The 13,446-nt window shown below is 33.9% G+C and carries 13 protein-coding genes; all 13 read left to right on the top strand.

Going from position 1 to position 13,446, the window contains the following annotated elements:
* The first annotated feature begins 106 nt into the window (after positions 1-106).
* Entirely contained in the window at positions 107-391 is a 285-nt protein-coding gene (locus ACY2V1_RS08590; protein WP_461834382.1) for a transposase, read from the top strand.
* A 32-nt stretch (positions 392-423) separates the two neighbouring features.
* Positions 424-768, top strand: a complete 345-nt coding sequence (locus ACY2V1_RS08585) for a zinc ribbon domain-containing protein (RefSeq protein ID WP_461834381.1) — start codon at positions 424-426, stop codon at positions 766-768.
* A 70-nt stretch (positions 769-838) separates the two neighbouring features.
* Positions 839-1,762: an NAD-dependent epimerase/dehydratase family protein gene (locus tag ACY2V1_RS08580; RefSeq protein ID WP_461834380.1), complete on the top strand. Its 924-nt coding sequence runs from the start codon at positions 839-841 to the stop codon at positions 1,760-1,762.
* 152 nt (positions 1,763-1,914) lie between these two features.
* Entirely contained in the window at positions 1,915-2,856 is a 942-nt protein-coding gene (locus tag ACY2V1_RS08575; protein ID WP_461834379.1) for a sugar transferase, read from the top strand.
* 1 nt (position 2,857) lies between these two features.
* The gene (locus ACY2V1_RS08570) at positions 2,858-3,649 is read left to right on the top strand and encodes a glycosyltransferase family 2 protein (protein WP_461834378.1); all 792 of its coding nucleotides are present in this window, start codon (positions 2,858-2,860) and stop codon (positions 3,647-3,649) included.
* Positions 3,636-4,469 (top strand): class I SAM-dependent methyltransferase, encoded by an 834-nt coding sequence (locus ACY2V1_RS08565; RefSeq protein WP_461834377.1) that lies wholly within the window; start codon positions 3,636-3,638, stop codon positions 4,467-4,469. Before ACY2V1_RS08570 ends, ACY2V1_RS08565 begins: the two co-directional genes overlap by 14 nt.
* Entirely contained in the window at positions 4,438-5,823 is a 1,386-nt protein-coding gene (locus tag ACY2V1_RS08560; protein ID WP_461834376.1) for an FG-GAP repeat domain-containing protein, read from the top strand. The genes ACY2V1_RS08565 and ACY2V1_RS08560 overlap by 32 nt, the downstream gene beginning before the upstream one ends.
* Positions 5,824-5,825: 2 nt before the next feature.
* A complete protein-coding gene (locus ACY2V1_RS08555) occupies positions 5,826-7,823 on the top strand; it encodes a GumC family protein (protein WP_461834375.1) in 1,998 nt (665 codons plus the stop codon).
* A gap of 2 nt (positions 7,824-7,825) precedes the next feature.
* Positions 7,826-8,920 carry a GNAT family N-acetyltransferase gene (locus ACY2V1_RS08550; protein ID WP_461834374.1) on the top strand — a complete coding sequence of 365 codons (1,095 nt, stop codon included), beginning with the start codon at positions 7,826-7,828 and terminating at the stop codon, positions 8,918-8,920.
* Positions 8,921-8,977: 57 nt separating this feature from the next.
* Positions 8,978-9,700, top strand: coding sequence for a polysaccharide deacetylase family protein (locus tag ACY2V1_RS08545; RefSeq protein WP_461834373.1), 723 nt, complete (start codon positions 8,978-8,980; stop codon positions 9,698-9,700).
* Positions 9,688-10,815, top strand: a complete 1,128-nt coding sequence (locus ACY2V1_RS08540; protein WP_461834372.1) for a glycosyltransferase — start codon at positions 9,688-9,690, stop codon at positions 10,813-10,815. Before ACY2V1_RS08545 ends, ACY2V1_RS08540 begins: the two co-directional genes overlap by 13 nt.
* Positions 10,812-12,476: an alkaline phosphatase family protein gene (locus ACY2V1_RS08535; protein WP_461834371.1), complete on the top strand. Its 1,665-nt coding sequence runs from the start codon at positions 10,812-10,814 to the stop codon at positions 12,474-12,476. The genes ACY2V1_RS08540 and ACY2V1_RS08535 overlap by 4 nt, the downstream gene beginning before the upstream one ends.
* A 2-nt stretch (positions 12,477-12,478) precedes the next feature.
* A partial coding sequence (locus ACY2V1_RS08530; protein WP_461834370.1) for an O-antigen ligase family protein occupies positions 12,479-13,446 on the top strand: 968 nt, incomplete at its 3' end.

The raw sequence follows: 13,446 nt of genomic DNA, 5'->3' as shown, positions 1-13,446 counted from the left end.
GTGTCATTCATTATAAATAAGCCGCCTGTTCGAAAAATCCTTTTAAACAGGCTTATATATTCTTGATTAGTAGATAAAATAATAATATAATCAATATCAAAATGCAATTGAGAAGATACAGATACAAACTGAAGGTCACTGGTATGTCTCAATTGTAGTTAAAGCTAATTTCTCAAAGTCTGCAGAAGACAGCAGTCTTGTTGGCATAGATGTGGGTATTCGGGACTTTGCATGTTTGTCTAACAAGACAAAGATAGGACATCCTCATGTTCTAGAAAAATGGCTTAAGAAGCTTGCTTGGGAACAAAGGAAACTTGCAAGAAAAAAGAAGTTTTCCAAAAGATGGAAGAAGCAGGCTAAAAGAGTTATAAATTTCCACCATCATAGCTAAAAGCCACGGTGTGGTGGTGGAAGAAGTGAAAGATAATAGATTCAGCATGGAGCACCTTTATCAGAATGCTTGAATACAAGTGCAGGCAGTATGGACAGGTATTTCTAAAAGTAGATCCCAGAAGGAGCAGTCAGACCTGTTTAGCTTGTGGTTTTGTTCATTCTAAAAACAGGAAAGGGAAAATCTTTTGCTGTCTGCACTGTGGCTACACTGATGATGCAGACATTAACACTGCAAAAGTGATATTGCAGAGAGGGTTGGCTATCCTTAAAAGCTCTACCGCTGGGCTGGCGGGAAGTGACGCCCGTGGAGAGGGCACTGACGGCGGAACTGCCTTTGGGCGGGTAGGTAACTATATAATAAATATTGCAGTTTAATAGCGCTTGAATAGGGCCTTATTGTAAGTACTTGGTATAAACATCATATATTAAAAAAAGGTTAATAATTATGTTAGCAATTAAGCGCATTTTAGTGACAGGAAGTAGTGGCACCATAGGTACTGCTTTATGTAAAGTCCTTTTAAAGGATGGATATGAGCTAATAGGTGTAGATAAAAGAAAAAATAAGTGGAGTGAAGCCGTTGATAATTTGACTATTTTACGAGACTTACGGGATTTTGAACAAACAAATACTCTTCCTCCTGCTGATTTGGTCGTTCATTTAGCAGCCAATGCGCGTGTTTATCAACTTGTTAAAAATCCACTTTTAGCTAAAGAAAATCTTGATATTTTGTTTAATGTTTTGGAATACTGTCGCCGTCATAGGATAACGAAATTTATTTTTGCCTCTAGCCGTGAAGTATATGGCAATACAGATAGTTTGTCAAAAAAAGAAGAGGAAGTGCATGTTTCCTTGTGTGAAAGCCCTTATACGGCTAGTAAAATAGGAGGAGAGGCATTTGTTTATTCTTATCATAAGTGTTATAATATAAATTTTGTTATTTTAAGATTTTCTAATGTCTATGGAAAATATGATGAAAGTGATCGTCTTGTGCCGCTTTTTATCAGATTAATGAAAGCAAATAAAGATTTAATTGTTTATGGCCGAGAAAAAATGTTAGATTTTACTTATATTGATGATACGGTAGAGGGAATTATAAAGTGTATCCAAAAGTTTGATAGCGTGGCCAATAATGTTTTTAATATTGCTACAGGTAAAGGGGTATTGTTAACAGAAGTAGCACATTTAATTCAGAAGTATATGAATGGACATAATAAGATTCTTATCAAAGAAAACCGTACCGGAGAAATTCTTAAATTTATAGCCGATATTTCTAAGGCGAAAAGATTGTTAAATTATATACCCAAAACAGATATTGCTGATGGTATTAAGAAGTCTATTCAGTGGTATATGAAAAATTCCTTTGTTTAAGGCCACCAACTGCTTGAATGGAAAGAAAATGTGAGTTTAGTTTAAGGCTACTTAATTTTTTTTGGGATCAGTTATTTTTTTTAAGTTTTGCTTGGAGTATTGGGTTAGCGCAAAAATGGCTTTTTTTAAGTTTTATGGCTATTGTTGGAATAATGACAAAAAATTATACGCTCGAAGCAGGCATTTTAAGGGTAAAAAAATGGGCTTATTTTTTAAAATTAGCCATAGCAGGAGTATGCTTTTTGGCTTTAAAAGGTGTTTACTGGCAAAGTGAAGGGTTGTTTATATTATTGTTTTTTTTGGAGAGATGGGTATTTTTTAAGGTTGAATGGTTGTATAGAGAGAAGTGGGATTGTTATAAAAAAATAAGAATAGTTGGAAATAAAAAAGAGGAGATTTTAAAAAAGATTAAAAAGTTTCCAGAACTCAATCTTAAGGTTACTGAGCAGGATAAATCTGCCTATCCCGTCTCAGACTTTTATACCTTGGTTGAAAGCGATTTTTTAGGACATAGGCCATTATTTTACATAGATGGCCTAAAAAGGATATTTGATTTTACGAGTGCTTTATTTTTACTTATTATTAGCCTTCCTCTTTTTTTTCTTATAGCTGTACTTATTAAAAAGGATTCTGCTGGTCCTATATTTTTTGTGCATGAGAGGATAGGTAAAAATGGCAAACCTTTTAAACTGATTAAATTTAGAACAATGTATGTTAGTGTCCCTAAATATGAACATGCCCCAACCTCTATTAATGATACCAGAATTACACGGATAGGACGGTGGTTAAGACGAAGTGGTTTGGATGAGTTGCCACAGCTTATTAATGTTCTTAAAGGAGAGATGAGTCTGGTTGGACCAAGACCAGAGATGCCATTTTTAGTTAATACACGCAGTGAAATGGCAAAAAGGCGTTTACAGGTTTTACCAGGTATTACAGGATTGTGGCAGATAAGTAAGGATAGAAGTGATTTGATCTATAAAAATTTAGAGTATGACTTGTTTTATATTAAACACCGTAGTTTTTTTGTGGATTTGGTTATTTTGTTCAAAACAATGTTGGTTATATTTACACTAAGAGGAAAAGAAAAGTAAAATGAAAGCAACTATTGGCCTTATTACTTGGAATGCAAAGCAAATGCTTGCTGATTGTTTGGATTCTATTTTAGATAAACAATGGCGCTATGAGTACGAGATGGTAATTGTGGATAATGGTTCTCAAGATGGGACAATCCAAATGCTTAAACAAGAATATATAGGACAGAAGCAGTTTCCTATTAAATTGATAACAAATAAAAAGAATCAAGGGGTTACCAAAGCAAGAAATCAAATCATTAAGGCAGCTAGAGGAGAATTTATTTTGATGTTAGATGTAGATACCTTAGTGCTGCCGGGTGCACTTGATGTGCTTATAGAAACAATGGCCGCCTACCCTAAAGCAGCAGTGGCAGGTCCTAAGCTTGTTTATCGTAATGGACAGCTTCAACTTTCTTGTCGGTGTTTTCCTTCACCTTTAAATATAGTGATTGAGGGGACAGTTCTAAGAAATTGGTTTCCACATAGTCGTTTTGTGAAAAAATATACCATGGAAGATTGGGATCATAAGACAGTGCGAGAGGTAGATTGGGTATATGGAGCCGCGATGCTTATTCGCCGTCAATATTTGGATGATATAGGTCTTTTTGATGAAAAGTTTTTTTATCTGTACGAAGATATAGATTTTTGTTTTCGGGCTAAAGAGAAAGGATACACCGTCATTTATGTTCCCCATGCGGAGATTGTGCATTTTTTAGATAGAGAAAAGAAAGGGATGTTTCATCCTTTGTTAAAAGAACATATAAAAAGTATTCTTAGGTATTTGGTGAAGGATTATTATGGACTTCTTTAAATGCCCATTTTGTGGTTATAAACAGATAAGGAAGAAGTGTGTCATTGATGATCTTAAACTTTTAGAGTGTCCCTTGTGTGGTCTTTGCTTTTTGGAAATAGAACAGGTTGATCTAAAGAGTTTATATGGAAAGGACTATTATCAAGAAAGGACACAGTATTATTCTGGGGAAGGCAATATCAGGCAGTTTCGCAAAGGACTTCATATCTTGCATCAGCTTAAACCCCAAAAGGGAAAGCTTTTAGATGTAGGTTGCGGTCTAGGCCTGTTTGTCAAACTGGCTAAGCATGATGGTTGGGAAGCAAAGGGCGTAGAAATATCACCTTTTGCCTGTGCCCAAGCCAGAAAGGATGGCTTAGAAGTAATGGAAGGAGAATTGGAAAATCTGCATTTGCCTTCTGAAAGCTTTGATGTGGTTACCCTTTGGGATGCTATAGAGCATTTTTATAATCCATTTGTAAAAATAAAAGAAATTAGGAGAATTCTCAAAAAAGATGGTCTTATATTGATAAATACTCCCAATGAAAGTTCTCTCTTAAAAAAATTGGCTTGGCTTATTTATTTTATGTCATTTAAAAAAGTTGCTTATCCTTTAAAAAAACTTTATCATAAATACCATTGGTTTTACTTTAGACCAAGGACCTTAAAGCAAATTTTAAAAACCTATAATTTTGACATTTTAATGTTTAAAACCCAGTCTATACCTTTAATCAAAGCGAGGACGAGTTCTTGGGGTAAAATGATTGTCTTTGTTTTTTCGTTATTTGAAAGAATGACAAACGGAGGTTATGAGTTGTTTGTTATCGGAAAAAAAACATAACCTTGGTGAGCCAATTATTTTGTGCTATGGTCAGTCAACTATGAGAAAAATTATCCAAAAAATTATACAAATAGTAATAATTGTTTGTTGTTTTTGTAATTTGTGTCTAGCCGACGATATGGAAACTTGTATTCCCCAAGATGCTAATAATAGTATCGGTATTAAATTTGCGGATGTGGACAATGATGGTGATTTGGATATTATTGTCGCTAATTTAAGACAACAAAATATAATATACATAAACATAAACGGCAAAGGTAAGTTTCAGGATGAAACCGCAAGTCGTTTTCCTCAAGAGCAGTGGCCAAGTGTTGATATTGATATTGGAGATGTGAACGGAGACGGCTTTGTGGATATCATCGTGGCCAATACCGGTACAAAAGGTGCCCAAAATAGACTTTTAATTAATGATGGTAAAGGTTTTTTTAAAGACGAAACTTTTAAAAACGGACAGCCTTACAGGCTACCTGCGATTAAAGATAATTCCCGCGGGATTAAGTTTGTTGATGTTGATAAGGATGGAGATTTAGATATTATCGTGGCAAATGTAGCTTTTCCTTTAACATGTACAGGACAGCAAAATAGAATACTCATTAATGATGGTAAAGGCTTTTTTAGAGAAGAAACTTCTCTTAGATTGCCAGTAGATACAAATAGCACACGCGCTATAGCCGTTGGAGATGTAGATAATGATGGTGATATGGATATAGTATTAGGAAATAGAGTTGATACGCGGTGCAGTAGTTCTCCTCAAAATAGACTCTGGCTTAATAAAGGCAATGGCTTTTTTGTTGATCAAACTAATCTTAGATTTCCTGTTGATAGCGATAGTACCCGTTGTTTAGATATAGGAGATGTAGATAATGATGGTGATTTGGATATAATTTTTGGGAATGCTTTAGGATCACATACTTTTTCAGGTGGGGGACAGCAAAATCGTTTACTGATTAATAATGGTCGCGCTTTTTTTACGGATGAAACCTCTATTAGATTGCCTTCTTATGCTAAATTGACCAAAAAGATTTTATTCTTAGATGTAGATAATGATGGTGATTTAGATATATTTGAAGCCAATTCCCGTCATGAAAATGGATCACAGTCTCCTTTACCCGGACAACAAAACCGTTTGTTGATTAATGACAGTAAGGGCTTTTTTAGAGATGAGAGTATTCAAGGTATTGGTAAGTCTTGGCGCTTGCCTTATAGAATTGATAATAGCTATGGGGCTGATTTTGGAGATGTAAATGGAGATGGTTTTTTGGATATAGTTGTGGCAAATCGCCGGCAGCAGAATATTTTGTTAATTAATGATGGTAAAGGTTTTTTTAGCCTTGCGCCTGTTTGTTCTCCTTAGATATGAAAGAAAAATCATTAAAAGATTTAATTTTTTATCCTTTATTTCGCTATAAATGGACACTAATCTTTACTTTTATTGGCATTTTTGCCATGATTATGTTTCTTACTTTTCTTATTACTCCTACTTATGAAGCAACAGTTAAAATTCTTGTCCACCAAAATCCCAAACAACAACCGCTTATTTTTGAAGATATCTCTACACCTGCCCAAGAAAGTATTAAAACAGATCTGGCTAATGATTTTGTAAGTGTTGCCCAAAGTCAGGAAATTGCCCTTGCCATTATCAGGCAGTTTAAGTTAGATGAACGCTTGCGTAAAAAGGTAGAAGCACCTGAAGAATTAAGGGATAAAATAAAAAAGGCAATTGTTGATGTTATCAAATATCCGTTTGATCTTTTAGAAAAATATGGTTTGCTTGAGTCTAAACCTAAAGATTATGTTGCAGAAGCAGTAGAAGATTTTCTTGATGATGCTTTAGAAGTAGAAGTGGAAGAAGATACCCGAGTAGTCAAACTGAGTATTTGGGAAGAATCTCCCTCCTTGGCAACCCAAATTGCTAATACGATGGCAAAGTTGGTGATAGACAAACTGATAGAGTTAGAAAAGCAGCAAGCAGAGACAGTTTGTGATTTTATCAAATCCCAGTTAAAACCAGTTGAAGAAAAATATTTGCAATCTCTTAGACAATATGAGCTCTTTAAGGAAAGATGGAATGTGGTTTCTTTTGATGAACAAAAGAGTCTAAAATTAAATACCCTTGAAAATCTAAAAAGTGAATTGGCAGAGACTTTAGTCAACTTAGAGGACCGAAAAAAAGCATTAGCACAGGTAAAAAAGGATATAGCCTTACAGGAAAAAAAGCTTGAGAGTTTGTCTCTTTATCAAAATCTCCTTAAGCAAAGGGCTCAGATAGAGATAAATATTCAGTCTTTAGAGGGAAGGAAAAAGGAGTTAGAAGCTAATATTCAGCAATTAGAAGAAGAGTTAGCTAACATTATTAAAAGAGAAAATGAATTTACACGCCTTCAACAACAAAAAGACATTGACGAAAAGGTATTTTTAGCCTTAAAAGATAAGTTAAGAAAATTTGAAGTGCAAAAGGCAACGCGTTTAAGTGAATTTGATATGCGCATTGTTGACCCTGCTTATGTTTCTGAATATGCCGATCCGGATTGGCCTAAATTGGAAATCTTTGTCCCTGTGGGTTTGTTTGTTTCTTTCTTTACAGCTATCGGGTTAGTATTTTTACTTAATTATTTTGATGGTTCTATTAGAAGTATAGACGACATAGAAGAAATCTTTGTTAATTTTCCTTTGGAAAAGATTTTTGTGATTAAAAAGAACAAAAAATTAGCTAAAACTAAAACAAATATTACTTCTGCCTGGAAAAAGACGGTGGTAGCTAGCTTTTATGCCTTGTCATCTGTCTTACTTCTTGAAAATAAAGGACAAAAGGTTGTGCTTGTAACAAGTCCAAGTAAAGATGAAGGAAAGACATTTATTGCTGTAAATCTAGCTTTTAGTTTGGCCATGCGCAATCAAAAAACTCTCTTAATAGATGCTAATCCTTGGCATCCTTCTTTAAATAATCTTTTAAAATTACCTGAGGGGCCTGGATTAAGTGAGTTATTACAAACTGAAGGGGAGGCTGATTATATCCATAAAGATGTAAAGCTGGCTAATCTTGATGTGCTCACTTTTGGCAAAAGTGTTTCGGATTTCTTGGAACTTTTTTTAGGAGAGAAACTTGATCATTTGTTAGATAAATTCAAATCTGTTTATGATTATATCATTATAGATACCTCTCCTTTAACCTCTTATGAGACCAAAAAGATATTGAGCCGAGCAGAAAGAGTGTTTTTAGTCTTAAGATATGGTTATACAAATAAATCAGATTTGTTAAAACTGAAAACAATATGCGAAGTAAAAAGCTTAGCAGGGATTATTTTTAATGATTTTTGTGAAGTGATTCCTTTTTGGTTTAAAAAATTTCTTTAGCCATGTTTCAATTTAGACACTTACAACAAAAAGATTTTGCTAATCTTGGGCGTTTACATCAAAAAGTTTTTGGCACAATCAGAAAAGAGGATTTTTGGCGGTGGAAATATCTGCAAAATCCTGCCGGTGAACAGTTGATGGCTGTCTGTGAGATAGAGGGAAAAATTATAGGTCAAATAGGAACAATCCCTTTTAAAATGAAAGTGGGCAAAGAGGAAATTATCGGAGCTCAATGTCAGGATATTTTAATTGACCCAAATTACAGAAAAGGAGGAATTTTCTTTAAATTAGAAAAACTTGCTCGCTCTTTTTTTATCCCCACGCATATTTGTTTTTCTTATGGCTTTGCCATAGAGTTAACACGCCGTATATCAACAAAGTTTCTGGGATATAAAGATATAGGTAAAATTGAAAAGTTAGTAAAACCTTTAAAAATAAGTCCCTATTTACGCAAGACACCTTTTTTAAAAGGAAAAATCGGCTCTGTATTAGATACTCTTTTTAAAGCTCGTCTTTTTTGGACTAAAAGAATTAAATTGCCATCAGAATGGCACATTGAACAAATCGTAAAATTTGACAAACGATTTGATGATTTATGGACAAGAGTAAAAGATGATTATCCGCCAGTTATGGTTGTGCGTGATAGTGCTTATCTTAATTGGAGATATAGCTTACATCCTGAAGTAAAATATACTTCTTTTGCGGTGGTGGATGAGAATAATGCTATTTTAGGTTTTATTGTATTAGAGGTTAAGGAAAAAGTTAGAGGTTTTGCATCCTTGGGAGCAGAAATAAAAGATGTTAAAAGAGGCGAAATAATAGATATATTAGTTACAAGTCAAGATAAAGAAAAAATATATAATATCCTTTTGGCTTGTGCTTTAAGATTTTTTGAAGAGAAAGATGTAGATGTGGTTTCTTGTTGGACAGTAGAGGGTAATCATTTATATGCTTTTTTACAAAAAAAAGGTTTTATCAAAAGAAGCACTCCGCACACTCTAATTGTCAGAGAAGAAATACCGAATTGTGTATCTAAAGATTTAATTTTTACATATAGTAATTGGTATATTACCAGAGGAGATTCTGATCATTACTAAATAATTATGAAAACCTTTCTCCGTCGGTCTTTTTTAAAAGCATTAGGGCTTATAAGTTTGTTTAAAAAAAGTGAAGGTATACCAATTTTTACTTATCATTCTATTGACAATAGTAATTCTTTTATTTCTATTTCACCACAGGTTTTTAGAAAACAAATGGAGTATTTAGCTAAAAATGGATATAAAACACTTACTTTGAGTCAATTAGAAGCACAGCAAAGCCAGAGAGAAAAAATTTGTGTTTTAACCTTTGATGATGGATTTAAAAGTGTTTATAAAAATGCTTTTAGGGTGTTAAAAGAATTTAGTTTTACCGCTACTATTTTTTTAACGACAGGCTATATTAATAGTACTTTTGTTAATTTTCCTATGTTAAATTGGGACGAAATAGAAGAAATGAACGCCTATGGTATAGAATTTGGCGCCCATACAGTAACCCATCCTTTTCTCACTCGGCTGACTCAAAATGAGGCTTTAAAAGAAATTTTAGACTCAAAAAAGATAATAGAAAAGAGATTAGGAAAAAAAGTTAACTTCTTTTGTTATCCTTATGGAGATTATAACGAGGTGACAAAAAAGATAGTGAAAGCAGCCGGTTTTAAGGGAGCTTGCACTATAGAATTCGGAAGATGGAAAGCGGGCGATGATTGTTTTGCTATAAAAAGATTAGGGCTAAATAGAATTTCTCCCCATGACTACACAGCCCAAATACTTTTTTTTAAAAGATGTCTTGATGGCACAGCAGAAATTTATAGAGAGCTAAAGTTATGCTTAAAGTAATGCATATATTAGGCGGACGATATAAATGTGGGGTGGCAACACATGTTTTTAATTTAGCGCAAGGATTGAAAAATGAGATAGATATAATTTTGGTCCTTTTCCATCAAGGAGAAGTTGAACAAGAAGCCAAAAAGCAAGGAATAAGGACAATTAGGTTGAAAAGGAAAATACCCGGTGATCCTCACTTTATTTTAGATCTAGTTCGTCTTATAAAGAAAGAAAATCCTAATATTATACATACTCATACGATCAATAGCAATTTTTATGGACGATTAACAGCTTTTTTAAGTAGATATAAAGTAATTACCACAGTGCATACATATATGCATGAAGCCGTAAAGGATTTGTATAAAAGTGTATTCATCCAAAAATTGGTTTTATGGCAAAATGACTTTACGGCAAAATATGCAGATGGATTTATCGCTACTTCTTTAGGGATAAAGAATGTTCTTTTAAAAAAAGGGATACCTGCCCATAAGATTTATCTTATTTATAATGGACTTGATTGGCATATATATGAAAAAGTAAGCTTAGACCTTAAGAAGGTTAAAAACAAGTTAGGCATTAAAGAAGGAGAAAAAGTAGTTGGTTGTATCTCAAGATTAGTACCTATAAAAGGGATATCTTCTTTGCTTTTTGCTATCCACAGATTAAGTAAAATAATACCTAATATTAAAGTTTTAATTGTAGGCGAAGGTCCTCTTAAGGCTGACTTAGAATTTTTAGCCAGAAAATTAAAAATAAATGATAAAGTAATATTTACGGGATTTTGCCAAGATATTCTTCCTTGTTTGAAAGTTATAGATGTTTTTGTTATTCCTTCCTTTTTTGAAAGTTGTCCTTATTCCCTTCTTGAGGCTATGGCCATGGGAAAACCAGTAGTTGCGAGGGCAGTTGGCAGTTTGCCAGAAATAATAGAAGCTGACAAAACAGGTATTCTTTTTCAAAATGATGAAGAACTTATCGACGCAATGGCAAGATTATTACAGTCTCCATATCTAGGAGAAAAGATGGGCAAAGAAGCAAAAAGGAGAATTAAAGATAAATTTTCTTTAGAAAAGATGTGTTTTTTGACTAAAAAAGTTTATTTTCAAATATTAAGGAGTAAAAGGTGAAAAAACGAGTAATAATTATTGGTCTTGATGGTGCCACATTTGATTTAATTGAACCATGGGTTAAAAAGGGTCTTTTGCCTCATTTTGCTACTTTATTAGAACAGGGTGCTTATGGTCGGCTTGATTCAGTACCAAATATGAGAAGTGCGGCGGCCTGGACATCTTTTAGTACTGGAAAAAATCCGGGTAAACACGGTATATATGAATTTTATGATTTCATTCCTTCGCGTTATGAAATAGAGTTTATCAATGGTGGTATATGTGCAGAGCCAAGTTTATGGAAGTTATTATCAGATTGTGGCAAAAAGGTTATTGTCATTAATGTCCCGATGACCTATCCGGCTCCACCAGTAAATGGGATTTTAATCGCCGGGTTAGATGCACCAGGACCAAAAAGTAAAGGCTTTTGTTTTCCTCCCGAAATCATTACTACCATCGAAAAACGCTTTGGTGAATATATCTTAGAACCAGGGCTTACCGGATATATCATCGGCGGAAACATAAAGGCAGGTATTGAGAAGCTCTATAGGGAACTTGAGCAGAAAAAAGAGATTGCTTGTTATTTCATGGATAACTATGAATGGGACTTTTTCATGGTGGTTTTTCGTAGTCTTGATGCGGTTCAACATTGTTTCTGGAAGTATATGGACCCTACGCATCCGCAACATAATCCTAAAGAGGCAGCTTTATGGGGAGATACTATTCTCAATGCTTACCGAAAAATAGATGAAGCAATAGGAGAGATAAAGAAGAGACTTGGAACAAATGACCTTTTGCTGATTATGTCTGATCATGGTTTTGGCCAAAAGCATCCTGCCAGCAACCAATTAAATGCCTGGTTAGCAAGTAAAGGGTATTTAAACTATCACACTCCAAGTGATTTTATCTCTTTTTTGAAATGGTTATATCGCCTTATGGCTGGTATAACACCGCGTAAATATAAAGAAATGATGGCTAAGATTTTGCCAGATTTTAGAAATCGCATTCATTCACGATTATGTTTTACTGGTATTAATTGGAAGACAACAAAAGCCTATTCTGATACCTTGTTTCCAAACATTAGAATAAATCTTAAAGGAAGAGAAGCTGAAGGTATTGTTGAACCAGGAAAAGAATACTCTAAGCTAATAGAAAGAATAAAAGAAGATTTACTTAATTGTCGTGATGCCAAAACAGGAGAAAGAATTGTAGAAGAAGTTTTGCTTCGGGATGAGATATATCATGGTCCTTATGTATTTAAAGCTCCAGATATTACAATCCGTTGGCGGGAAGATATACAAATTTCTGGCATAAAAATAGAGAAGGTGCAGCTTAAAAATGTACCTGCGCTTACACCTTTTATTCCAGCTGAAGATTACCGTGTGATCAGTGGCGATCATAGACGATATGGTGTCTTTATTGCCTTTGGCCAAGAAGTAAAACGGATAAAATTAGAAAAAGTCAATATTATGGATCTTGCCCCTACAACCCTTGCTTTTTTAGAATCTCCAGTTCTGGAAGATATGGATGGACGAGTGATTACAGAAATATTTAAACATGATTTAAAAGTAAAACAAACACACACCCCCTTGTCTTTCCCTACAAATGTTAAGCAAGACTATTCAGAAAAAGAAGTTGAAGACATTAAAGAAAGACTAAGAAGCCTTGGTTACTTAGAATAGCCATGGTGTTAAAATTATTTTTCTTTTCTTTCTTGATTGTGTTATTAGGTGGAATTTATGGTGTTTTATTCAGTATTCATCCCTTAGTGGGTTTAGTTTTTCTCGTCGTCGTCGTTATTGGATGTATTATCTGGAAAGAACCTGCGTGGGGATTACTTTTAGTCCTATTTACTATTCCTCTTCAATTTTTAGGTAAATTAAATGAAGACGGCTCTCTTACTATTGCCAAAGTAGTTACTCCGTGTGTGGTTTTAGTATGGTTTTTTAAGTATTTAATTAACAAGGACAAAAGGCTTCTGCAAGTTCCTTTTAGTCATCCTATTCTTATTTCCAGTTTTATATATTTGCTTTCAACCATTCCTTCTTTTTTTAATGCTCGTAGTATTTCAATTAGTATTTGTTATCTCTTATTTAAACTTTTTCCTTTATGGTTATTGATGGTTCTAATTGTTGACCTTCTTCAGACCCCAAAATGGCTTGAGCGTGGTTATAAAACCATTTTGCTTATTTCATTTGTGGTAGGATGCTTTGGCATTTATGAGTTAATTACAGGTCAGTCTATTCTGCAATTATTTGGCATGAAATATTATCTCATCAGTGGGGCAAAGGGAGGAGGTTTAGTCAGTAATAAATGGGAACAAATTAACTTTCAAGAAGAATCCTGGGTAAGAGTTGCTTCTACTTTTTTAGACCCTGATTTTTTTGCTTCTTTTTTATTACTTATTCTTGGTTTTAGCTTTGGCTTTCTTTTTACTACCAAATCTATATTTTGGCGTTTATTCTGTATTGTCCTTATTGTCATTGCTTTAGTAGATATTGTAGGAACTGGTTCGCGTTCTGTTTTTTTAGGAGTATTTGTCTCTTTTCTATTTCTTTTGGCTGTTGTAAATTTTAAGGGTAAATGGTTACTTATAGGAATTTTGGTGTTCTTATGTGTTGGTATTATCCCATCTATTGAAGAATATATACC

The organism is Desulfothermus sp., from assembly GCF_053993635.1.
This window is presented reverse-complemented; position numbering and strand designations above follow the sequence as displayed.